This is a genomic window from Rossellomorea sp. YZS02 (assembly GCF_033963925.1).
Taxonomy (GTDB): domain Bacteria; phylum Bacillota; class Bacilli; order Bacillales; family Bacillaceae_B; genus Rossellomorea.
The window spans coordinates 1-22,464 of record NZ_JAXBLY010000035.1; the positions used below are offsets into that span (position 1 = coordinate 1).

Genomic DNA, 22,464 nt, shown 5'->3' on the forward strand with positions numbered 1-22,464 from the left:
GTAGTAAGTAGTTGACAGAGCAAAATGGTTTGTGACCATCAGTTCAAAAAGAGTAAGGGACTATGAAATAAAATCAGTCACTGCAACGAATAAAAAAGCAGTGGCATACGCGATCTCCACATTTCCTTTTTGATAGCCAAACTTTTCGTCAGTTGATTGGAGCGGAAGGTGCTCGACTCCTGCGGGAAACGCTGGACAGGTGAGACCCCGCAGGCGCAGCCGAGGAGGCTCACCGCCAGCCCCGCGGAAAGCGAGCACCTGTAGCGGAAATCAACCGCCACTCGCTACATCCAAAAGCAACAATGTTTACGAAAACAGCCTAATTAAAAAACGACGCAATTAACTGCTCAACTATTCCCACTAGCTTTATATAACACAGGTCATTCCTTTAAAAAGGAGTGAATCACTCTCCCACCGACTATATACCACTACAAACCGGTCAAAAAAACAGATCCCGTTCCCGGAATCTGCTTCTCTTTTATAACAAATCATTCACATGATATAGCTTGCCGCTTTCGATATCACCCTCGGTAATGAGATTCAGTAGAGCACCAGCAACCGTGTCCGTACTGCGGAGCATCCCCTCGTCTTTGTAACGTTGGAATGATTCAACATCCGCGAAGGATTCTTTAGAGGAAGAACGGATTTCCCCCTGCATATCCGTATCCATCACCCCTGGACTGAATGCGATCACCTGATGTCGGCTATGCTTATTGGAAAGTTCCAGGCTCACCGTTTCCGTCAGCATATTGATTCCCGCTTTCGTTGCACAATAGGTGCTCCATCCATATACGGGACGGCTTCCTGCTCCTGAGCTGATGTTGACCATGATCATTTTCGAATCTGATCCTTTGGCTGCTTTGATCATCTCATTGGTGGCAATCATTGGAGACAGTAAATTAACATGCACGCTCGTTTCAAGTGCTTCGTTATCCACTTCACCAGACGGATCGATCGGGGTCACCACACCGGCATTTTGCACGACATAAATCTTCTCTGCTTCAGACCCAAACACCTTAGTGCCCACTTCACGGAAAACGGCTTCTGTTTGGCTTGGCTGTGAAAGATCACATGGAAAGAATTCATAGAACACTTCATTTTCCCCGGCAAGCTTCTGTAAACTGCTATTATCCGTGCGGGAAATATTCATCACGCCAATGCCTTTCTCTATAAACAGCCTGGCGACGGATTCCCCTAATCCCCTTGTTGCTCCTGTCACAATTGCATAATCCATATCGAATCATCTCCTTCTTACCTACTGATTATAAGGGAGAGTGATCTTTTCACAAATAAATAAGCATTCGATTAACGGAAGTTTTACAATTGACTTCGAATGGCAAACGATCAAGGCATGCTCTCATCAATCAAATGATACTCCGGTATGAGATCTGATAGTGGTACGATTGAGGCCTTCTTCTCATAAAGGGGAAGGAATTCCTTTAACATGGTGGCCACCTTCATTCCTGTGACCCCCACATGTCCGATCGCAATGGTTGCATCGTCACTATCCAATTCTTTTGACAAAAGCCTCGCCTGCTTTCCGATATGCTGGATCGTATAGACATCATCAAAGAATAATTCGTTCTCAAGGTACGGCACCCCCAACTCTTTGGCCAGTTTAGGGATCACGCTCTTCCCTGTTGTCTTACTATCAAGATAAAATAATCCCTTCTCTTTGCATATGCCCAGTACGATCCGCATGACGCGTTCATCTGCAGTAGCCTTCGAACCCATATGATGGTTGACGCCCACTGCATAAGGCACCTCTTCGATCGCACCCTCCACCCTCTTTCTTATTTCTTCATCCGTAAGGGAAGTCGTAATGGCCCCCGGACCTAGCCAGCTCGCTTTCCCGGTCATCGGTTCCATGGGAAGATGGATGATGACCTCGTGTCCATTTTGGTGAGCCTTTTCAGCGTCTGCCCTGGTAGTGGGCAGAAACGGCATGACGGCTATCGTCAATGTAACGGGAAGGCTCAGAATTTCTTCTGTTCCTTTCATGTCATTCCCCAAGTCATCTATTACAATCGCAAGTTCATTGTGATGAGCCGGAAGGGGAAGGATGTTTCTTGCTGATGCAGATGTTTGAATAGTAAAAGACATTAGTAAACTGATTAGCAGGATTTTCATCTCACATCACTCCTTACCACTTATAATGTCCATTTTGAACGGGATATACATATGAGGTCCGTCCCTCAAAAATCAGCATAAAAGAAAGCCGGGAAGCGTGTTTTCGCTTCCCGGCTTTGAATGTAGGAGGGACGGACCTATTGATCCCAGGCTTTCGTGGGGCGGTCTTTTGGGTATCCGTGGGTCTGGCGGTGGGATTTTCTTTGTGCGGTGAAGTCCCACCAGTTCTTGGTGCTATCCGGATGGTTTGCATGGTGGACGACACATCTGAGTGAGTCTTCGACGCAGGGGTCCATCCAGACGCCGTATTTCTTTTCTAAATCGATGATGAGGTCTTCCCCCTTCTCATCCAATATTTCCTCGAACGTATAAAACCCCAGATCCTCTACCACGTTATGAGCCATATTGGGTCCAATGGATGGGATTTGTTGAAAAATGGACATACCGACTAAGTAACGGGCTCTTCCTATAGAGATTCCCAGTACCTTCTTAAGATACTCTGGAGATTGGCCATGCAGATCACCCAGTCGAATCTTCCCTTTCCGAAGGGCAGACCTTTCTTTATCCGTCAATGGAAGTTTCGGACTCTTTCTACTCACCTGATTCGCCTCCTTATCCTTTAAACGTTTGACGATGGATAAATTGGAAATCTTCCACCGCTGGAATGTTCGCTTTCTTCTTAACTAATGCGCGTTTCGCCTTGATCGGCTTGTTGTTCACAAGGACCCCGACTTTCGTTTGCTGGATCTCCTTCACGCCCTGTACGATCAGCTGCATGGCGATGATGGCAATCATGAAGGCGACTAACGGAGCAATGACAATCCAGTACTTGCCTGTCATAAGCGAATTCTTCGTGGAGCTGATCAAACCCGACCATTCAAACGTCCCTGATTTCGGCGGATCCGGCACAAGCCCTCCAGTTATGATCGTCCCTCCCAGGAAGAGATGAAATAATCCTAGATGGACGAGGATGAGCAGCGTCTGGATAAACTGCTGCCCCCATATGATAAACAGCCTCGGAGCCAGGTGAGGGAAGAGATGCGTCCAGAGCAGATGTTTATTGCTCCCTCCCAATAGTTTCGCTGAGAGGACAAAATCCTGCTTTCCTATTAGTTTCATCTCATTACCGATCAATACCGTGGTTAAAGGCAATACGAGAATCGTTAACACGACTGCTTCAAATACGAGTCGTTCAAATATCGAGTGGTCCCAGCCTAAAACAGGCAGCCCCCATAGGACAGGCCTTAAAAGAAGATAGGCGATAAGACTTAAAGGAAGGAAGTGTACGGAATCAACCATTCGATCAAGCCAATTCTTCCTGCTTTCTTTCAAGTGAAAATGATAGGCAATACCAAGATAGAATCCGCCAATTACCCGTAAAGAAGCTACTATCAAGGCAAATAGCAGGGTATACTTGGCTCCTACAATAAGCTGATCAAGAATACTGTAACCGAAGAAGTCCGATCCGAGGATCATGTCTCCGAATGGTTTATGTGGGGGGGCACTGATGATCCTGCCCTCGTCATTCTTCATGAATTGAATTTGTTTGATCGGCTCTTCTTTCACCGTTGAATAGATAAAGCTCGCAGCAATCAAACCAAAAATCACGCTGAACCCGATGGCAAACTTACCATTATGCATATGTTGCCACCATAGCTTTCGAATGGTCGAAAGAATGCCCCATATCTTCCATTCTGTCCACTTTGTTTTATCCCGTTTATATTTCGTGTGATCTTCACTGCTCTCATGGTTGATCCACAGGTATACTCCCTGATACACGACAAAAAAAGGTGTGAAGATCATGATTAATGAGATGGCAATTACCATTGGTCTGAAATCTTGAATGATATAATAGGTGATCCCTTTCATATTGAAAATCGTTTCAATGATGAATAAGCTGGACAACAGTCCCCAAATAATTAACTTTCCATGATAAAACAGACTCGGGGATATATTTTTCAGCACATGTGAAAACAGAATCCTGCCCTTCGACATCCCTTTACTTTGAGCGAATTCAATATGGGGCTTGAGCAGCTCTTCTTCCATAATAAAGAGCATGATCCGGAAGAATGAAATCATCGGAATGATGGATAACGTAATCATCGGGGCAAGGAAGACTTTTTCCTCGCCGTATTCTGCAAAGTTCATCAGTTCTACTCCGAAATATTTAAACACATAGACAATTAATAACTGGAGCATGAACGCAAACATCAAATCCGGCACAGTCTCTAACAGGTTTAAACCCTTCTTAAGTACAGAAGTGACAGGACGTGGTAAAAATACGGTGAAGATGGTAAGGATGAAGGCAATACCAAGCCCTATTCCCAACGCCCCCCCTACAATCTGCAGGGAATATACATATGGACCCCAAAGCATATCCAGAAAACTGACGGTGATACCTTTGTACGAATAACTCCAATTCGCCCCATCGAGGAATATAAAGATAAATTTCACAAATTCCTCAAGGTACCCTACAACATTGTACAGCCCCCTCTCCCTGAACACTTCAGGTGCTATACTCACGGCTAAAATCCCAAACAGACCAAGAATATAATAGAATATCAATTTAATCGGATAGATGAGAAATTTCATAGTATGGATCCCCTTTTGTTCTTTTTCCTCAGTTTAATAGAAATGTTAAAATTTTTCAATTTTATTTCAAGTCTGGCAATTACATAACAAAAAAAGGACTCCCTATTAGAGAGTCGCTCTTCTATTAAGCCAACAGCCGGCTTGGCCTTCCTAAATAAAATCCCTGTCCGATGGTGATCCCGATTTCCTTGGCCACCTGCATATCCTGTTTCGTTTCGATTCCTTCCAATACAATCAATGTATCACTCCCATAAAATTGACTGAAGAAAGAAAGGAATCTCTGTTTCTTTTCATCCTTAGCTAAATTCATGGCAAAGTAGCGGTCCAGCTTGATGATCTCAGGCTCATACTCAATCGATTTCTTGATGGATGATGTCCCCTGCCCAAAGTCATCAATGGCATACCAGACACCATATTGCTTCAATTCTTTCAATGACTCTTTTAATAATGGATTCTGCCACAACTCTTCTGCACTGGATTCGTTAATCTCCAGTACAAGGCGCCCCTTTATATCAGGATAACGGGTCATAAGGTCGGAAAAATACGTGTGAAAACTCGGATGAAGAATCGTTGTGATATAAATATTGAGAAACAGCTTACAGTCCTTTAGCCCATTAACCGAAAAACTTTCCAGGGCTTTAGAAATGGATAGAGTATCAAGTTTGTACAGGATATTTGCTTTCATCGCCGATTGAAAGACACTTTCAGGATTTTCGTTGAATTTATTCCGTAACAGACCCTCATAAGCATAGAGGGTTCGATGTTCACCCATATCATATAATGGCTGAAAATCGTGATAGATAAAGTCGTCTTGAAAAATAGTAAAGATGTTCATAGGACCCCTATACTCTCTCTTTAGTTTTGTTTTTTTCATAAAAAAACCACACAAAAACGCATTCCCCGCGTTCGCATGTGGTCGGTTGCGCTACTGGCTCCCCTAAATGTAAGCGCCCATCTATCATTTAGGTTCACAGCCCCCCAGTCGAATGTACGATTATGAAGATGTTTATAAGAAAAATATACCACAAACTAGTACTTTTGGGGTGTGTTTTCTATAAATTATTTGAAAATTCATAAAGAAAGTGTTTACTTCGACACATACGGGTTGTCACTGATCCAAAAACGCCATGGATAATCCCTGGCCTCTCCTGAGTTATCAATCCCTATTCGTTTTCCAGAAGAAATGTTTTCAGGGGAAAATCCTTTGGTGATCATGAGCGGTGGCTCATTGAAACGGCCTCCATAATCCTCCATCGTGATGCCTAACGCTTTCGTCAGTTTTCCTGGACCATTAGTCCAATTCTTCTTCACATGACCGGGTCTCCTGCATGCCATCAGCTCCTCTCCTTCAAGTGGCTCTACCGCTCTAATGAGGATCGCTTCAGGCTTCTCTTTCTCCCCGCTCACAACGTTCACCAGACAATGAGTATGCATGACATATGTATAAATCCGGCCTGCCTCATGGAACATCACTTCCGTCCGTTTCGTACGCCTGTTTCCATAACTGTGGGCAGCCCTGTCTTCCGGTCCAAGGTAGGCTTCCGTTTCCACGATGTATCCTGAAGCCATTCCTTCCTCCGTCTCTTTCACTAATATGCAACCCAGTAGCGCCTTGGCGAGTTCCAATGTTGGCTGCTTGTAAAAGGAGGAGGGTAAAGGGATATGTTTCATGAATTTCACTTCCTCATACAGAATTAATCGATCTTCATGATAGGTATACCCTAACCTTACAGAATTAAATCTGTACGTCGTTTAAACCTATTTTTAACAGGATAAAGAATCTGGCAGGCGTACATATTAAAAACTGTTATCAGCCTTATCTTAGGCAATTACAAAATGGAGGACTCTCATGAAAAAACGAATCTTCATCTGCGCCGTCATCCCGTTCATGATGATGACTGGCTGTAATAACAACGATAAAAACGATACACTGACTGATACACAGAACGTGAATTACGATCCAGTTTCCTATAGAAACCAAGACAGAGTGGGAATGAACGATTTACAAGAAAATCGAAACCCCATCCACCGTTTTATTGCTCCTGTCGATCCAAACGGGGATTTGCGTGAATTCACTCACTTAGATCCCGGTGAAGAATTCTCTAACGAAGGTACGCCTCAACCTAATCAGCCTGCCGGGGAGCCAAATGCAGGACAGCCTGAACCACCTGCACAAGAGCCTAAACAAGATTCTCAATCGTCAAATGCAAGCGGGTATGTTAAGCAAGTGATTGATTTAACCAACCAAGAACGTAAAAAGAATGGACTCAGTGCGTTGAAGATGGACGGAGAACTATCGAATGTAGCTGAGATGAAGTCTGAGGATATGAAGGAGCATGACTATTTCTCCCATACCTCCCCAACGTATGGTTCACCGTTTGAGATGATGGAGAACTTTGGCGTGGATTATTCAACTGCAGCTGAGAACATTGCAGTCGGTCAGAAAACACCTGAATCAGTTGTGAACGCTTGGATGGACAGTCCAGGTCATCGCAAAAACATTTTAAATAAACAAGTCACTCATATTGGCGTGGGAACAGCCAAGGATGCGAGCCAAGGGATTTATTGGACCCAAATGTTTATTGCCAAGTAAGGAGAAGGACCGGTATTGATGACCGGTCCCACTTTTTATTCATCTACTCCAGGCTCAGTTTCATAAACTTGCATACATCTGAAAACCCCAATTTTTCATACAGTTTGATCGCCTGTTCATTGAACATGTATACATTCAATCTTACTTCATCATAGTCCCGGTCTTTCAGTTCCCCAATGGCCTGTTTCAATAGCTTCGTTGCATGTCCCCTACCTCGGAAGGACTTCTTCACATACACATCATTGATCCAACCAATTCCTTTCATGGTAATCCAGTCAACACTTTTATCCACCTGAACCCATCCTGCCAGTTCATCCTCCTCACGGGCTACGAGAAAGTAGGCTCCATGTTCGATGGAGTGACGATATGCTTTTTGCATTTCTTCTTTATGCTTCTCATATGGAACTCCCGTTGCCTCTTCCCGATTCAACCCTGCCATTTCGAATATTTCCTCTACTTCAATGTCGGTAGCTACACTAATTTCGATCGTCACCTTGATTCCCTCTCTCCTATTGTTCATTCTGTCTTTACATTATAAGGGATATCCACTCTTCTCAAGAACTTTTTTCACGTCTTCCTTTTCCTTTCTAAGCCTCAAGTCTGATTCAAAAATAATCTTATGGCTCATTGTGGTGAACTTCAGACTAGATTAAACTAACATTATAAAATGGAAAAACAAGCCAAAGTGAGGGATAGGGAATGAAAAATGCATTTGCCGTGATCATTGCGCTCCTTGCACTCGGAACGCTCTATGTGATTTTGAGTGACAATACATCCTTGTTTGCAAAGGAAAGCCAGTCTGGAGACCGGATCGAAGTAACCAATAAGACGAAGCATATCGACCTTGACTTAGAAAGCAGCGACACAGAGATATTACCTGCAGATAAGAACGAGGTAAAGGTGGAGATCGACGGAAAAGGAACGATGACATTGGATCAGAAGGGAAACACCATTCAAGTAAACGTTAAACACAAATGGTATGAATGGATTGGTTTCAACCAAAAATCGAACGTAACGGTTTATGTTCCCAAGAAATATGACCAAAGCATGGAAATCGAAATAGGGTCCGGTAACCTGGTCATGGCTGGAGAATCAGATAAAGCGAAATGGAAGCTTGATGAACTATCCGTTGAAATGGGATCGGGAAACATGGAACTGAACAATCTAGAGACGAATGTGTTCGAGCATGATGGTTCGTCAGGTGATTTGGTCGTCAATGGTCTCTCTACAAAGGACGGTAAGGTGGAAATCAGCTCAGGAGATGTAGAATTATCGAATTATGAAGGTCCACTCGAAGGTGACTTATCCTCGGGAGAATTATCGGTCTCCATGGACTCCTTAAAGGGAGACGTGAATTTCGATGTCAGCTCCGGTGGTGTGAATCTTGATTTACCCGATGACGCGAGCTTTAAGCTGAATGGAAATGCAAGCAGTGGTGACATTTCCTGCAATCTTCCTTTAAAGGATCAGAAAATAGAAGACGGCGATATTTCAGGAGTTTCAGGCTCCGGCCAATATAACATTAATGTTTCTGTATCCAGTGGGAATGTAGATATCTATTAAGTAAAAAAGGGTAAAGCGGAATCCGCTTTACCCTTTTTTCACCTCTGCCCCTAATTCCTCACCAAGTGCCACAATCGACTGGTTGATTCTCCATACATAGTAAAGATGATGTATGAGGTCAACTTGGGATTTACGCCAGCTTGGGGCATGGGTCTCTATTCGTTGCCTTTCGGCGCTTAAATCCCACATCACAGGCGAACTTTCCTTTTCTTTTAACAACTGACGAAGCGTTTCGATGTTATGGGACATTTTCTCTCCCGTTACCATGAATGCGCTGTCGAGCTCCTCTGAAACCTTTGCCGGAACCTTTCGATGGGATGAGGCGAGCAGATGCTTTGCGTAATAATTGATGGCCGTTGCTACTGTGATCCAGCGTCCTACCCCTGACCTTGTCATGGCACCCGGTCTTTGAAGGAGGGATTGTGCCTCATCCTTGATTCCTTGGAGCTTCTGATCCAGATCAAAGGCCTGGTCCGTCAATACATTATCTTCCGGAATCGAAAAAGTTTTTATATAGGAAGATACATAGCCTTGAAGTTCCTCAAAGAAATCGTCGAAGCTATCCGCGACTTTGTCTTTTGTTTTCTTTGGAAATACAAACGCCGAGACGATCAGGGCGATCACGGCTCCGGCAATTGTGTCAATCACACGGGCCCCCATCAATTGTATGCTGATCCCGCCCAGTAGGAGATCATACATGAATGCGATGAGCATCGTAATGAATAAGCTCATCAGTGTATACGAAACTGGGAATAGATAAAAGGCGAAGAACAGGGCCGCAAACAGGAGAAAGACCTCCAGCTGCGAGTTTCCGGATACGAGATTGGCCGCTCCGAATCCAATGATGGCCCCGATCACCGTTCCAATCGATCGTTGGAATGCCTTCATATACGTCCTGCCTACAGACTCCGTTCCAATTTGAATAATAAAGGTCGTTAACAGGACCCAGTACGGCTGTGCAGGTGCGATAAGCTCCCCGACAATGATCGCAAGCGTTCCCGCTACCAATGCTTGTATCGCTTTACGCGTCGATGGCTTTAAACTCTTAGTCTCTTCAGAAGCTTCTTCTTTCTCCTCTTCTTCCGGTTCACCATCGTTCTCCACAGCCGTCTCCCTATATTCAGAGACTTTCAATGACTCCTGTATGGTGATGGCCGCTTCCAGGACATGATTAGCAATGGACTCGATTCGTCTTAGCAGGTATACCCACCCTTCTGGCTTCTCTTCCTGATTCAAGACCTCGGACAACACCAGACGAAGAGCCTGGATGGCCTTTTCTGCCTCTTCAAGGGAACGGGGATCATAATCCTGGGCCAGTACCTCGGCATCACGAAGGGAACGAATGACCCATACAAGCAGGCGCCTCAGCTCCATGACCTCAAGTGCTTCCAGGTCCTTCAGCTTTTTCAGCGAATCGGTGAGCGTTTGGATGAGCATTTCTGTATCAAACACATATAACCGAAGTTGTGATGCCTCGATACCAGGCCACAGCTTTTTTAAATCATTCTCATTTATATCTCCCGCTACGCTTCTGGCATATTCATTCAGCCTTCTCACGTTACGGTCCAACTGCTTCCTTCGCTTGCTGCTCGTCTCAGGGTCCTCAATCATCTTCATCAAGATGGTAAACGTCAAATTGGATTGGATATGAAATGAACGCATACTTCTTCGTAACATATGGACAGAGTCCTTAAAGATGATGAAGTTATAAAGGAAAGCAAACACAACCCCCAGGATAATTCCGATGTAGAACCACTCAAGATGCGCCACGTCCAGCTGCAGGATCGATGATATATAAATGGACATAAAGCCTGCCATCCCCATGGAAAAATAGCGGATGGCGAAACGTGAAAAGTAAAAGGCACTAAATATGGCCCCCACTAATAAAGCATTCACCACAAGACTGTAATGAGCAAAAGCGGAACCCAGTGTAATTCCGATTGCAACTGCGACACCAACCAAAGGGGTCGTTACCTTCTTTTTGCCCGTCGTGTCATCCATGACGACAAATATGCCCAGCATCCCTACCATCCCGGAAACAATCGCCGGAGTGATGGATGGATGATTGAATTGCTTCAATATAAAAAGCATCGCAAACACAGCCGATATTAAACTGATCGTTGCTTTTCCTGCCTGCTGAAATCTTTTTCTGCCGGGATCGGACGCAAGGATCCTCCCGAGCCATATATGCTGTCTATGTAAATGTTTCATGTCTTATCAAACCCTTATCTTCGCACCGTATTTCATTCTCTTTTATCGTACCCTTTCCAATAAAAAAGTAACCTGGACTGCAGGGAGCAGCAGGTTACCTTTATTCGCCGATGCACATAGAGAACAAATCTATTTGTATGATTATAAGGGTTTTATGTGATTGGGTAAAGGAAACTGCTTTGACAAACTCTTTCTAGGCACATATACATACCCAACCAATTTAAACCACTGAAACATTTCCATAAATTGAGAAAATAGTATCAAGGGAAGACGCTCTCCTTTACAGAATCCAGTAAACATAAGGATAATCCCAGAAATTGTTACAGCGGATTGTTCAACTTAAGGAGGGTTCAGAATGAATATTAAGCGTTTCACAAAGCGAATATCAATGGGAGCCATCGCACTTCTATGTGCAGCCGGGGTTGCTTTACCTGCATCCGCAAATGAAAATGATATGTTGAAACAGAATCCGGAAGGGGCTTATGTCCCATCCGTAACGCCTGACCTATCTAAGCTTCACGATAAGCCATTTTCCATGAATGGCAAGAAGAAGAACGAGCATGCTCTTGGACCAGCTGCCCCTTCCTATACCATCGATGTAGACTACAACTCTACCACTCATAAAGCTGAAGGCACCCTGGAAGTAACGTTTAAGAATAATATTAAAAACAACTTAAGCGAATTATACTTTAATTTATGGGGAAATGCCGATGTCTTTAAAGAGAACGGCGGCGGAATGGAAGTATCCGATGTTATAGTGAACGGTAAAGAGGCAACATCTGAAGTGAATGCTACTGCGTTACATATCAAGGACCTTTCGTTAAGTAAAAATAAAAAAGCAACGGTCAGCATGCATTTCGAAGTAAGCCTGCCGGAACAACAGGATCGATTCGGCTGGTACGGTGACACGGTTTCCATGGGAAACTGGTTCCCGATCCTGGCCGTTTACGATGATGAAGGGTGGAATGTGGATCCTTATTATCCCTATGGTGAATCCTTCTACTCTTTATCAGGGAAGTTTGACGTAACCGTTACAACCGACAAAAATCAGGTGATTGCGGCTACTGGGGAAGAGGTCGGCCAACCAATGATTTCAGGCGATAAAGCCACCCACCGCTATAAAGCCAAGGACGTCCGTGATTTTGCCCTGGAAATGAATCCGAATTACCGTGTGCTCTCTACTGAAGTCAATAATATTAAAGTGAATGTTTATTATTCTGAAGAGCATTCCAAATATGCTGCCGCTCTCCTCGAATCCGGCGAGGACAGCATCAGGCTCTTTAGTGAGAAGTTCGGCAAGTACCCTTGGCCCGAGCTCGATATCGTGACGATGGAAGGCTGGTTCGGAGGTATGGAGTATCCACAGCTTGTCATGATCAGTCTTGCAGGTGACCGTCCACTTGATTGGGCAAAATCGGTCAACGCCCATGAGATAGGGCACCAATGGTTCTACGGCATCATCGGGAATAACGAATATGATGAGCCGTGGCTGGACGAATCGTTTGCCAGTTTCGCTGCCGCTTTATATGATGGGGAACTCGATTCACTTCAAGTTGAACCTACCGAAGAAACGTACTATCACCTCTCAAGCCAAATTTCCGATTTCACTGCAAGAGCAGATGAAGGGGGCATCGGTGCCTATTATTATATGATCTACAATTACGGATCAAGCACCATCAATGACTTAAGGGAATTGCTCGGGGACGAGGCATTTTATTCCGCCATGCAGACCTATTTCAAGCAGCAGAAATTCGGTATTTCCACTACACGGGATTTTATCGCTTCCATGGAAAAATCTACGGGCAGGGATTTAATGCCGTTCTTCAGGGATCATCGGGTGTTGCTTTCCGATCAGGAATAAAAAAACCCGGTCAGCCTCATGGACTGACCGGGTTTCTTTTCTATTTAATCCTTACTCAACCGTAACAGATTTCGCTAAGTTACGCGGCTTATCTACATCACAATCGCGGTGCAGGGCAGCGTAGTAAGAAATTAATTGTAATGGGATGACAGAGATAAGAGGTGATAACAATGGGTTAACCTCCGGGATGACGAAGCGATCTTCTTCGTCTTCTAAACCTTTCATGGAAATGATACAAGGGTTGGCTCCACGAGCGACTACCTCTTTCACATTCCCTCTGATTCCAAGGTTTACTTCTTCCTGTGTTGCAAGGGCAACGATCGGTGTTCCTTCTTCGATAAGGGCGATCGTACCGTGTTTAAGCTCTCCTCCGGCAAATCCTTCTGCCTGGATGTAAGAGATTTCTTTCAATTTCAATGCTCCCTCAAGGCCTACATAGAAGTCGAGTGAACGGCCGATGAAGAAACAGTTGCGAGTCGTTGACAGATATTCGCGTGCGATATCTTCAAACTCTTCTTTCGTATCACAAAGTGCTTCCATTGCAGTAGCTACGATACCAAGCTCTTGAACAAGATCAAAGTCCTGGTTGGTTCCACATGCCTGACCGGCAACGTGAGCAAGGATTGCAAGAACCGCAAGCTGAGCCGTGTACGCTTTCGTTGAAGCTACAGCGATTTCAGGTCCTGCATGAAGGAGCAACGTGTAATCCGCTTCACGTGAAAGGGTAGAACCCGCTACGTTTGTGATCGTTAATGATTTATGTCCAAGTTCTTTGATTTGAACGAGTACGGCACGGCTATCTGCCGTTTCACCACTTTGAGAGATGAAGATGAACAATGGTTTCTTAGAAAGTAGAGGCATATTGTAGCTGAATTCACTAGCTACATGAACTTCTACAGGGATCCCTGCACTCTTCTCGATGAATTGCTTTCCAACAAGACCAGCGTGGTAGCTCGTTCCACATGCAATGATGTAAACACGATCCGCTTCTTTCATCGCTCCGACGATCGGCTCATCGATGTGAAGCTCATTGTTCTCATTTTGGTAAGCTTGAATGATTTTACGCATCACTAATGGCTGCTCATCAATTTCTTTCAGCATGTAGTGAGGGTATGTTCCTTTTTCGATATCACTGGCATCGATTTCAGCCGTGTAAGGAGCACGTTCCATTACTTCACCGATGAGGTTTTGGATTTCGACCTTTTCCTTCGTTACGATGACCATTTCTTTGTCCATCAGTTCAACATATTGATCCGTTACTTGAATCATCGCCATAGCATCACTTGCTACAACGTTGAAGTCTTCTCCAAGACCGACAAGCAGTGGACTTTTGTTTTTCGCTACATAGATCGTTTCATCATTCTCGGAATCTAAAAGGGCAATGGCATAAGAACCTTTAAGCAGCATTAACGTTTGACGGAAAGCTTCTTCTACTGTGTTTCCTTCATCTACAATCTTTTCGATCAGCTGAACGATAACTTCAGTATCCGTGTCACTCTTGAACGTTACGTCTGTTAAATATTCACGTTTAAGCTGAGAGTAGTTTTCGATTACTCCGTTATGAACGATTGTGAAGCGGCCTGAATTACTTTGATGAGGGTGGGCATTCACCTTGCTTGGTACACCGTGGGTAGCCCAGCGTGTGTGTCCGATTCCAGTGTTGCTTAATACGCTCTCATCAACGATGCCGCGAAGGTCTGCAATACGGCCTTTCTCCTTGAACACATGGATGCCTTCTTCGTTTTGAACGGCGATTCCTGCAGAATCATAACCGCGGTACTCAAGCTTCTCAAGACCTTTTAAAAGAATTTCCTTTGTATCTGAATTTCCAATATATCCAACAATTCCACACATAATTAATATATCCTCCCTGAACATGCAAGGGGGCAAGAACTCTTTTGGGGACAACTTGCCCCCTTATCTCTGTTTGTCATTAGTATTTACGTTCGTCACTGTTTTCTTCCCTTTGTCCATTAAGTTGCCTTAACGATTTAAGGAAGAAACTTTCGGTTCGGTGACGTTGCAAACCGGGAGGCATCCGCCGAATGCTCGATAAACCTCCACCTCGTCAACTGAACGGTCCTTTGTCGTATCCATCGCTCAGCCCTGGCGCTTTAGTTAAATCTGTTACCCACTATCCACCTTTCTTCTTGACTCACATTCCCATTTTATTTGAAAAATGAAAACAAAATCATCATACACCAGCGGGTTTCCCTTCGTCAATAAAAATCTGACAACGATAAGGAGTTGTTATCACTTTGTCATGTTCCCGACACAGATAGGGTCTAAACCTTCATGTAAAATGACTCTACTCATTAAATATGCACAAGAGGCACGAAATGACCCCTTGCGCATGAAAAATTAACTATTCGTTCAGACCCATTTCCTGGTCGACAACTTGTACAATTTCATTTACATATCTCTCACACAGCTCTTCTGTAGGTGCTTCAGCCATGACACGGACAAGTGGCTCCGTTCCTGATGGACGGACTAGGATCCGTCCGTTACCGTTCATTTCGGCTTCTACTTTTTGAATCACGTTTTTAACTGTTTCGTTATCCGTTACATGATGTTTGTCTGTCACACGCACATTCACGAGCTTCTGAGGGAATTTCTGCATTTCTCCTGCAAGCTCCGATAAGGATTTACCGGTTACCTTCATGATGTTTACAAGCTGGATACCTGTCAACAGGCCGTCACCCGTTGTATTGTAATCAAGGAAGATGATATGCCCTGACTGCTCTCCGCCGAGGGTATATCCTTGCTTCTTCATTTCTTCTACAACGTAACGGTCCCCAACGGCAGTCTGGATGCTTTGGATGCCATTCTCCTCAAGACCTTTATGGAAACCTAGATTACTCATCACAGTAGATACAACTGTAGATTGTTTCAATTGACCCTGTGATTTCAGATATTTACCACAAATGTACATGATTTGATCTCCATCTACGATCTGGCCATGTTCATCAATGGCAATGATCCGGTCCCCATCCCCGTCAAAGGCAAGACCGAGATCGGCACCTTTTTCCTTCACCATTTCAGCCAATGCTTCAGGGTGAGTGGAACCGACTCCTTCATTGATGTTCAATCCATTCGGAGATGCTCCCATCGTGGAAATATCGGCATCAAGATCTGCAAACAGGTGAGTGGCAAGAGCGGAAGTAGCACCATGTGCGCAATCCAATGCAATATGTAATCCGTCGAAATCTTCGTCAACCGATTGTTTCAAGTACTGGATATATTTTTGACCGCCTTCGAAATAATCACTTACCTGACCAAGGTCAGCGCCGGTCGGACGAGGAAGACCGTCAACGGTTTGATCCAACAGGTCTTCAATCTCACTTTCCTGATCGTCTGACAGCTTGAAACCATCCGGTCCAAAGAATTTAATCCCGTTATCTCCCACAGGGTTATGGGATGCAGAAATCATGACTCCTGCCTGGGCTCCCAATGCCTTTGTTAAGTATGCAACACCCGGAGTTGAAATCACCCCTAAACGCATCACTTCCGCACCAATGGAAAGAAGTCCAGCTACAAGTGCACCTTCCAGCATATGCCCCGAAATTCGAGTATCCCGTCCAATCAATATTTTGGGACGTGTAGCATCCTTCGTCAGAACATACCCACCAAATCGTCCAAGCTTAAAGGCTAATTCCGGTGTTAATTCCGTATTCGCTACACCTCTTACTCCATCCGTTCCAAAATACTTACCCATCGTCATTCTCTCCTTTTTACAGCTCTTATGCTGATGTGTTCTTTTCTTTGATTTCTACTTTTACCGTTTTCTGTGAAAGGGTCCATTCGACGTTCTCTGGACCTTCTGCTTGTATTTCCACTTCATGTTCACCTGGCTCAAGCCCCGAAAGATCGAGGGCAAGGGAGAAGTCTTCTTTCTTCACTTTACTCACTTCCCCGTTCTGACCTTTCAGTGCAACATCTACTAGCCCATTCTCAGGTGTCGTGATGGTGTATTCATACTCGTCAGCCAACCCCTCAGGTTTGATTTCAATTCCTGATAAACTCTTTTCCTCAGTCGTAGTCACATCAATCTTGACCTTCACTTCCTCAGGAGCCACTTTGTTTAATCCTTCCTTAAGGGCAAGTGGCACTGTAATCGTCGAGTCCTTCTTGATTTTGGAAAGGTCGACTTCTGCCAGCAGTTCTTCTACTGTGTCCAAAACGTCTTGTCTTCCAAAGATCGTGGCCTCTTTAGGCTCAACCGATATGGACTCCAGGGTAGTTCCCTCAGGGAGGCTTCCTTGTTGTTTAATCGTTACGGGGACGCTTTTACTCGGGTTTACAACCGAAACGGTCACATCCACCACTTCCGGATCTACTAATACATCCAATTTGTTGTATTCTCGGTCAAGGACCTGAACCCGGGCTTCCCCAGTCACATTTTCATTGATTTCTTCATCGACATCAAGAGTCGCAATGACATAGGCAATCCGTTCTACTTCATCCTTAGAACCCGTCACTTTCACGGTTTTCGGATCCACGGCAAGGCCCTCTGCCTCATAGCCATTCGATAGAATGCTCTCATTGAATTGGGGTTCAATCGTAAACTCTTCTGTGACCTTTTCCTGAACAGAAATATTCGCGAATTGAGGATCAAGCTTCACTTCCAGCTTATCTGAAATGTTTTGAATCTGGATTTCCACCTGATGTTCACCAATTTCAATATCATTCAAATCCACATATACTTGAAAATCTTTCACTGTTTTCGCTTGCTGCACAACCGCTTTTGGCCCTTCCACGGTCACATTCACCGTATCTGGCAGCCCTGACACTTCCAGATTCTCACTATCATAGAATACTTCTAGCGGGACATCCTGGATTGTTTCAATGGCATTCTGAGAGCTACCGCCATTGTTGTTAGCTGTTTTCTGGATATCGTCAAAGTTGACAGAAAGGTAGAGAATGAAGGCTAACAATAGTCCAACAATCCGCATAAACCAACGGCTTTCCATGAATTTATCCATTTTCTTTCTTCCCCCTAAAACTCCATTTCGTCGAGGAAGCGTTCGTCTTATCGCCAATGAGCTCCAACGTTAGAATTTCCTTGAAGCGCTCCAGAGAGAGGTCGCGATGCAACTCTCCATTCTTTGTGATGGAGATAGCTCCCGTTTCTTCTGACACAACGATGGTAATACTATCTGTCACTTCACTGACACCTAGTGCAGCTCTATGCCTTGTCCCAAGTTCCTTAGAAATAAATGGGCTCTCAGAAAGAGGTAGATAGCACGCGGCAGCTGCGATTTGGTTCTTCTGGATGATCACCGCTCCGTCATGGAGAGGTGTATTAGGGATAAAGATATTAATGAGCAGCTGAGAAGTGATCTTTGCATTAAGCGGTATACCCGTTTCAATATAATCACTCATCCCGGTTTCTCTTTCCAGCGTAAGTAAAGCACCAATCCGACGTTTCGCCATATAACTTACGGCTTTCGTCATGGATTCAATCATCTGTTCCTGCTCTTCTTCCTCCTGCAAGCCCGTCCTTGAGAACAAACGGCCCCGGCCGAGCTGTTCAAGAGCTCTCCTCAGTTCAGGCTGGAAGATGATGATGATGGCGAGGAACCCCCAAGTGAGGGCTTGTTCCATCATCCACCCCAGGGTGTCAAGACCGAAGATGCTACTCAGGCCTCTTACGATGATGATGACAAAAATACCTTTTAATAGTTGTACTGCTTTCGTTCCTTTTATCAGCATGATCAGTTTATAGATTACAAACCATACAACGAGTATATCTACAATATCAGAGACATAATCCAGCGCGGAGTAATCCGAAAAAATATCGATAAACGGCATATTACATCCTCCAATAGCTTAATCGAAAGCGTAAGCCGCCATGTGTGGCTTCTCCATTTTCGTAACGTTCCTATTATAGCACAATTCAGCACCATCAAATGAAAGACACCCACGGCTTCATGATTCTTTCTTTTCTATTCATGAACTCACGTTTTTACATAAAAAAACTGACACGAAAATCATAAGTGTCAGCCCTTTAGGGACGGACCTTACATTCCATCCCCTCTATTTTATCCTACTTTTCTTCAAGTTGCGAATTTCCCCAATCCAACGTGTCTTTAGCCCCTTTTTTAATCTGGTACCAAAGCCACTCGAACGCTTCATCGATTTCATGTATGTCTCCAGTCACACTACCCGCAGAAGCCAAATATTGCTTTCCGTCGATACCTGTGACCTTTCCGTTGATGACCGTGACATTTCCAGCTACTTTTCCTTCAATCTTCACATCGCCATTTCGGACGGTCAGATCCCCTTTGACGACTTCACCTTCAGGTACGACAACAGTATGATCTTTCACAACTAATTGAGCGTTTTTCGTAAAAGAAAAATCTTGGTCATCATTCCATGATGTGAGAAAACTTCCGGTCATAAAGAATAGGAATAGGGCAGCTGCGGTAAGAAGCGGATGATGACGGAACCATCTCTGTACTCCCACTTTTTTCTTTTCTTTCGGCAGTCCCGCCATGACGTTATCTGTAAAGTCTGCAGGAGCACTGATGTGGGAGGTGCTCTGTACAAACGCAATCGCTTTTTTCAGCTCATGGAAGTGGTGCTGACACTCAGTGCATTCCTGCAAATGATGTTTCAGTTCTTCCTCTTTTTCACGGTTTAAATCTCCATCTAAATAATCGTGCATATACTCGATGATTTCTTCAGGACAAGGCTTCATGTTCACTCACCCTCTCTACAGTGATCGTAATTGTTTTCTGAGAGCTTCACGCCCTCTATGTACCCTCGTTTTGACCGTTCCCAGTGGTAAATCCAATATTTCGCTGATTTCTTGAAGTGGGAGCTCTTCAATGTATTTTAAAACAATGACCGACCGATACTTCTCGGGTAACTTCGAGATTTCTGTTTGGATGGTCTCCTGCAACTCCATATTCTCCACTTCATCCTCCGGGAGCTGAACATCAGCAGCCACTTGTGAGTACATCGTCAAGCCTTCCGTCCCTGCCACCTCTGCATCGAGAAAATAATCCGGTTTCTTCTTCCGTATCCGGTCAATACACAGGTTCGTCGCTATCCGGAATAGCCAGGTCGAAAACTTTCTCTTTTGATTAAAGGTCTCGATATTCACATATGCCCTGATAAACGCCTCTTGCGCAATGTCTTCTGCCTCATGACGATTTCCAAGCATACGATAACATATTTGAAACACCTTATCTTTATAAAGTTCGACTAATTCAGCAAAGGCGTTTTGATCGCCTTTTAATACTTGTTTTATCCGTTTTTTCACTAACGCTTCCATTTCACAACCTCCGCTCTATGCGGCTATATTTATATACGTAATACCCTATCAGAAGGTTTCAATTTTTTTATATTATTATCCTAACAAATTTTCAGGGAAATGTGTTTACATTTATTAGAAAAGGGGTATAAAGGAACTAATTATTTCTATTGCGGGAGGATTTATTAAATGAGGGGTAGAATGCATGATCTATTATTTCAAATTGAAGACTGTCGTCGCCAGATGGTCGAACTGGCATTAAAGTCTTCCTTTGCCGATGAACAAGTAGTGGATTTAAGCACTCGTCTTGACGAATTGTTAAATCAATATCAAGTGGTCAAGCACCATTGAACACAATAGATAAAGGCTGGAAACCTCGTTTGGTTCCAGCCTTCTTTTTTAATTAATAGATCAGATTATAGTAATTTCTCTCCAAACAGCGAGCCCATTAACGCTACAGCAACGGTAGCTGTTTTATTTTTCTCATCCAGGATAGGGTTAACCTCAACAAATTCAGCTGATGTAATCAATCCTGACTCCTCAAGCATCTCCATCGCCAGATGACTCTCACGGTAACTGATACCTCCAAGAACCGGGGTTCCTACACCAGGAGCGTCGCTTGGATCTAAACCGTCCAGATCAAGTGACAAATGAACTCCGTCTGTTCTGCCCTTCAAGTAGTCTATGGACTCTTCCATAACCTTCGTCATGCCAAGGCGGTCAATTTCGTGCATCGTGTACACTTTAATCCCTTTTTCCTTAATTAACTCTCTTTCACCTTCATCTAATGAACGCGCCCCAATGATGACGATGTTCTCAGGCTTAATCTTAGGTGAGCTTTGACCGATACTTGTCAAATCTTCATGGCCGATACCCAGGCTCACTGCAAGTGGCATACCGTGGATATTGCCTGAAGGTGACGTATCTCCCGTATTCAGATCACCATGAGCGTCATACCAAATAACTCCCAGGTTCTCATAATGAGGAGAAACACCGGCAAGTGTACCAATCGCAATACTATGATCGCCACCAAAGATCAAAGGGAAGTCCCCGCTACTTATGACGCCGTTCACTTTGTCAGCAAGGGTTTCACTCGCTTCAGCAACCGCTTTCAAATTACGTAGATTTGTATCAGGGTTATTATGTACACGCTCTGCCTGGCCAATTTCGATATCACCGAGGTCCTTGATATCATACCCAAGGTTCTCAAGACGTTCCACGATACCAGCATAGCGGATCGCGCTTGGTCCCATGTCCACACCCCTGCGCATTTGTCCTAAATCCATCGGTACTCCAATGATTGAAATGTTCTTCTTCATCAAAAATTCCCCCAATTCAAAATTTAAGTTCTACCCTTATTGTATCCCTAGATGGTTGGATGACTCAACTGGACAAGATTGTGCATATATATGCGTGTGCAGAAGATTATAAGTGCCTTGGTGTAAGAATATGAAGATGTCGGCGTGTTCGATGCTTCAGTTCAGCTGAGTTGCTATAATGATTTGAAAATAAACGATCAGGAATGAAAAATATTCTATTGGAGAATGGTCTAAAAGGAAATGCATTATGAGGATTTCTACTGTTTTGATTGACAATGGATCCGATAAAAGGGTTTTGAATGAAGATTTCCGGTAAAAACTGAAGAACTTTACGAAAAAGAGCAAAATAAAAAAGCCTGTAATCTCCTAAAAGATTCGAGGCCTAATCATGTCGTATGTATGGTTATTTTTTTTCCGCTTCTTACACGGATAAAAATAATTTGGTGGAGCCTAGCGGGATCGAACCGCTGACCTCCTGCGTGCAAAGCAGGCGCTCTCCCAGCTGAGCTAAGGCCCCTTATAGAGAAATTCTCACACCAAGAGATGTGAGAAAATGTTTGATGAGCCATGAAGGACTCGAACCTTCGACCCTCTGATTAAAAGTCAGATGCTCTACCAACTGAGCTAATGGCTCGTAATGGCTGGGCTAGCTGGATTCGAACCAACGCATGTCGCAGTCAAAGTGCGATGCCTTACCGCTTGGCTATAGCCCAATAATTACGTAAATGGCATAAAAAAGGGACATTTATAGGATGTCCATTTTACACTGAAATATACAAAATGGTGGAGGGGGGCAGATTCGAACTGCCGAACCCGAAGGAGCGGATTTACAGTCCGCCGCGTTTAGCCACTTCGCTACCCCTCCAGCTAAAAGAATGGTGCCGGCAAGAGGACTTGAACCCCCAACCTACTGATTACAAGTCAGTTGCTCTACCAG

19 protein-coding genes, 4 tRNA genes and 1 riboswitch are annotated in these 22,464 nt (G+C 44.2%); of the genes, 4 read left to right on the forward strand and 19 right to left on the reverse strand.

The features are described 5' to 3' along the window. Nucleotides 1–478: 478 nt before the first annotated feature. The 6 genes from SLH55_RS22390 to SLH55_RS22415 form a co-directional block, all read right to left on the reverse strand. On the reverse strand, nt 479–1,234 hold the full coding sequence (locus tag SLH55_RS22390) for a (S)-benzoin forming benzil reductase (RefSeq protein WP_219166305.1): 756 nt from the start codon (nt 1,232–1,234) through the stop codon (nt 479–481). A gap of 110 nt (nt 1,235–1,344) precedes the next feature. Beyond that, complete coding sequence (locus SLH55_RS22395) at nt 1,345–2,130, reverse strand: divergent polysaccharide deacetylase family protein (protein WP_219166304.1); 786 nt, start codon at nt 2,128–2,130, stop codon at nt 1,345–1,347. Between the two features lie 137 nt (nt 2,131–2,267). Then, on the reverse strand, nt 2,268–2,729 hold the full coding sequence (locus SLH55_RS22400; protein ID WP_320324511.1) for a helix-hairpin-helix domain-containing protein: 462 nt from the start codon (nt 2,727–2,729) through the stop codon (nt 2,268–2,270). A 13-nt stretch (nt 2,730–2,742) separates the two neighbouring features. Further along, a complete protein-coding gene (locus SLH55_RS22405; protein ID WP_219166302.1) occupies nt 2,743–4,722 on the reverse strand; it encodes an ABC transporter permease subunit in 1,980 nt (659 codons plus the stop codon). A 124-nt stretch (nt 4,723–4,846) separates the two neighbouring features. After that, nucleotides 4,847–5,596, reverse strand: a complete 750-nt coding sequence (locus SLH55_RS22410; protein ID WP_219166301.1) for an EAL domain-containing protein — start codon at nt 5,594–5,596, stop codon at nt 4,847–4,849. A 31-nt stretch (nt 5,597–5,627) separates the two neighbouring features. After that, a riboswitch (cyclic di-GMP riboswitch) is annotated at nt 5,628–5,709 on the reverse strand. A 99-nt stretch (nt 5,710–5,808) separates the two neighbouring features. After that, on the reverse strand, nt 5,809–6,393 hold the full coding sequence (locus SLH55_RS22415) for a DNA-3-methyladenine glycosylase (protein WP_320324512.1): 585 nt from the start codon (nt 6,391–6,393) through the stop codon (nt 5,809–5,811). Between the two features lie 178 nt (nt 6,394–6,571). Between SLH55_RS22415 and SLH55_RS22420 the strand changes: the two genes are divergently transcribed. Beyond that, complete coding sequence (locus tag SLH55_RS22420) at nt 6,572–7,315, forward strand: CAP domain-containing protein (RefSeq protein ID WP_257474882.1); 744 nt, start codon at nt 6,572–6,574, stop codon at nt 7,313–7,315. 43 nt (nt 7,316–7,358) lie between these two features. On the opposite strand, the gene SLH55_RS22425 is transcribed toward SLH55_RS22420, so the two are convergent. Next, the gene (locus SLH55_RS22425; protein WP_320324513.1) at nt 7,359–7,808 is read right to left on the reverse strand and encodes a GNAT family N-acetyltransferase; all 450 of its coding nucleotides are present in this window, start codon (nt 7,806–7,808) and stop codon (nt 7,359–7,361) included. 206 nt (nt 7,809–8,014) lie between these two features. Here SLH55_RS22425 and SLH55_RS22430 point away from each other — a divergent pair, with 206 nt between their 5' ends. Next, on the forward strand, nt 8,015–8,878 hold the full coding sequence (locus SLH55_RS22430) for a DUF4097 family beta strand repeat-containing protein (protein ID WP_320324514.1): 864 nt from the start codon (nt 8,015–8,017) through the stop codon (nt 8,876–8,878). 27 nt (nt 8,879–8,905) lie between these two features. Here SLH55_RS22430 and SLH55_RS22435 read toward each other — a convergent pair whose 3' ends face one another. Further along, nucleotides 8,906–11,089, reverse strand: coding sequence for an FUSC family protein (locus tag SLH55_RS22435; RefSeq protein ID WP_320324515.1), 2,184 nt, complete (start codon nt 11,087–11,089; stop codon nt 8,906–8,908). A 355-nt stretch (nt 11,090–11,444) separates the two neighbouring features. On the opposite strand from SLH55_RS22435, the gene SLH55_RS22440 reads away from it, so the two are divergent. Next, complete coding sequence (locus SLH55_RS22440; RefSeq protein ID WP_320324516.1) at nt 11,445–12,950, forward strand: M1 family metallopeptidase; 1,506 nt, start codon at nt 11,445–11,447, stop codon at nt 12,948–12,950. A gap of 51 nt (nt 12,951–13,001) precedes the next feature. Here the strand turns inward: SLH55_RS22440 and glmS are convergent, their stop codons facing one another. The 6 genes from glmS to sigW all read right to left on the reverse strand — a co-directional run bounded on the left by glmS (nt 13,002) and on the right by sigW (nt 20,229). Beyond that, a complete protein-coding gene (gene glmS / locus SLH55_RS22445; protein ID WP_219166295.1) occupies nt 13,002–14,804 on the reverse strand; it encodes a glutamine--fructose-6-phosphate transaminase (isomerizing) in 1,803 nt (600 codons plus the stop codon). Between the two features lie 511 nt (nt 14,805–15,315). Next, on the reverse strand, nt 15,316–16,665 hold the full coding sequence (gene glmM / locus SLH55_RS22450; protein ID WP_219166294.1) for a phosphoglucosamine mutase: 1,350 nt from the start codon (nt 16,663–16,665) through the stop codon (nt 15,316–15,318). Between the two features lie 25 nt (nt 16,666–16,690). Then, a complete protein-coding gene (locus SLH55_RS22455; protein WP_219166293.1) occupies nt 16,691–17,932 on the reverse strand; it encodes a YbbR-like domain-containing protein in 1,242 nt (413 codons plus the stop codon). Then, nucleotides 17,925–18,761 (reverse strand): diadenylate cyclase CdaA, encoded by an 837-nt coding sequence (gene cdaA / locus SLH55_RS22460; protein ID WP_098351121.1) that lies wholly within the window; start codon nt 18,759–18,761, stop codon nt 17,925–17,927. Before cdaA ends, SLH55_RS22455 begins: the two co-directional genes overlap by 8 nt. 235 nt (nt 18,762–18,996) lie before the next feature. Then, nucleotides 18,997–19,650 (reverse strand): anti-sigma factor family protein, encoded by a 654-nt coding sequence (locus SLH55_RS22465; protein ID WP_219166292.1) that lies wholly within the window; start codon nt 19,648–19,650, stop codon nt 18,997–18,999. Between the two features lie 15 nt (nt 19,651–19,665). Then, nucleotides 19,666–20,229, reverse strand: coding sequence for an RNA polymerase sigma factor SigW (gene sigW / locus SLH55_RS22470; protein ID WP_219166291.1), 564 nt, complete (start codon nt 20,227–20,229; stop codon nt 19,666–19,668). Nucleotides 20,230–20,397: 168 nt separating this feature from the next. Between sigW and SLH55_RS22475 the strand changes: the two genes are divergently transcribed. Then, nucleotides 20,398–20,559: an aspartyl-phosphate phosphatase Spo0E family protein gene (locus SLH55_RS22475; RefSeq protein ID WP_219166290.1), complete on the forward strand. Its 162-nt coding sequence runs from the start codon at nt 20,398–20,400 to the stop codon at nt 20,557–20,559. 65 nt (nt 20,560–20,624) lie between these two features. Here SLH55_RS22475 and rocF read toward each other — a convergent pair whose 3' ends face one another. From rocF to SLH55_RS22500, 5 genes are all read right to left on the reverse strand, one after another. Next, complete coding sequence (gene rocF, locus SLH55_RS22480; RefSeq protein ID WP_219166289.1) at nt 20,625–21,527, reverse strand: arginase; 903 nt, start codon at nt 21,525–21,527, stop codon at nt 20,625–20,627. A gap of 441 nt (nt 21,528–21,968) precedes the next feature. Next, nucleotides 21,969–22,044, reverse strand: a tRNA-Ala gene (locus SLH55_RS22485). A gap of 44 nt (nt 22,045–22,088) precedes the next feature. Beyond that, a tRNA-Lys gene (locus tag SLH55_RS22490) sits at nt 22,089–22,161 on the reverse strand. A gap of 4 nt (nt 22,162–22,165) precedes the next feature. Then, nucleotides 22,166–22,240: transfer RNA gene (locus SLH55_RS22495), tRNA-Gln, on the reverse strand. Between the two features lie 68 nt (nt 22,241–22,308). Continuing rightward, nucleotides 22,309–22,392 (reverse strand) — tRNA-Tyr (locus tag SLH55_RS22500). Nucleotides 22,393–22,464 lie beyond the last annotated feature (72 nt).

Excerpts from the sequence above, each read along its gene's own strand:
- SLH55_RS22390 (WP_219166305.1), bottom strand. The coding sequence starts at position 1,234 with ATGGATTATGCAATTGTGACAGGAGCAACAAGGGGATTAGGGGAATCC.
- cdaA (WP_098351121.1), bottom strand. The coding sequence starts at position 18,761 with ATGCCGTTTATCGATATTTTTTCGGATTACTCCGCGCTGGATTATGTC.
- sigW (WP_219166291.1), bottom strand. The coding sequence starts at position 20,229 with ATGGAAGCGTTAGTGAAAAAACGGATAAAACAAGTATTAAAAGGCGAT.
- SLH55_RS22410 (WP_219166301.1), bottom strand. The coding sequence starts at position 5,596 with ATGAAAAAAACAAAACTAAAGAGAGAGTATAGGGGTCCTATGAACATC.
- SLH55_RS22465 (WP_219166292.1), bottom strand. The coding sequence starts at position 19,650 with ATGAAGCCTTGTCCTGAAGAAATCATCGAGTATATGCACGATTATTTA.
- SLH55_RS22475 (WP_219166290.1), top strand. The coding sequence starts at position 20,398 with ATGAGGGGTAGAATGCATGATCTATTATTTCAAATTGAAGACTGTCGT.
- SLH55_RS22415 (WP_320324512.1), bottom strand. The coding sequence starts at position 6,393 with ATGAAACATATCCCTTTACCCTCCTCCTTTTACAAGCAGCCAACATTG.
- SLH55_RS22440 (WP_320324516.1), top strand. The coding sequence starts at position 11,445 with ATGAATATTAAGCGTTTCACAAAGCGAATATCAATGGGAGCCATCGCA.
- rocF (WP_219166289.1), bottom strand. The coding sequence starts at position 21,527 with ATGAAGAAGAACATTTCAATCATTGGAGTACCGATGGATTTAGGACAA.
- SLH55_RS22435 (WP_320324515.1), bottom strand. The coding sequence starts at position 11,089 with ATGAAACATTTACATAGACAGCATATATGGCTCGGGAGGATCCTTGCG.
- SLH55_RS22455 (WP_219166293.1), bottom strand. The coding sequence starts at position 17,932 with ATGGATAAATTCATGGAAAGCCGTTGGTTTATGCGGATTGTTGGACTA.
- SLH55_RS22420 (WP_257474882.1), top strand. The coding sequence starts at position 6,572 with ATGAAAAAACGAATCTTCATCTGCGCCGTCATCCCGTTCATGATGATG.
- glmS (WP_219166295.1), bottom strand. The coding sequence starts at position 14,804 with ATGTGTGGAATTGTTGGATATATTGGAAATTCAGATACAAAGGAAATT.
- SLH55_RS22430 (WP_320324514.1), top strand. The coding sequence starts at position 8,015 with ATGAAAAATGCATTTGCCGTGATCATTGCGCTCCTTGCACTCGGAACG.
- SLH55_RS22395 (WP_219166304.1), bottom strand. The coding sequence starts at position 2,130 with ATGAAAATCCTGCTAATCAGTTTACTAATGTCTTTTACTATTCAAACA.
- glmM (WP_219166294.1), bottom strand. The coding sequence starts at position 16,665 with ATGGGTAAGTATTTTGGAACGGATGGAGTAAGAGGTGTAGCGAATACG.
- SLH55_RS22405 (WP_219166302.1), bottom strand. The coding sequence starts at position 4,722 with ATGAAATTTCTCATCTATCCGATTAAATTGATATTCTATTATATTCTT.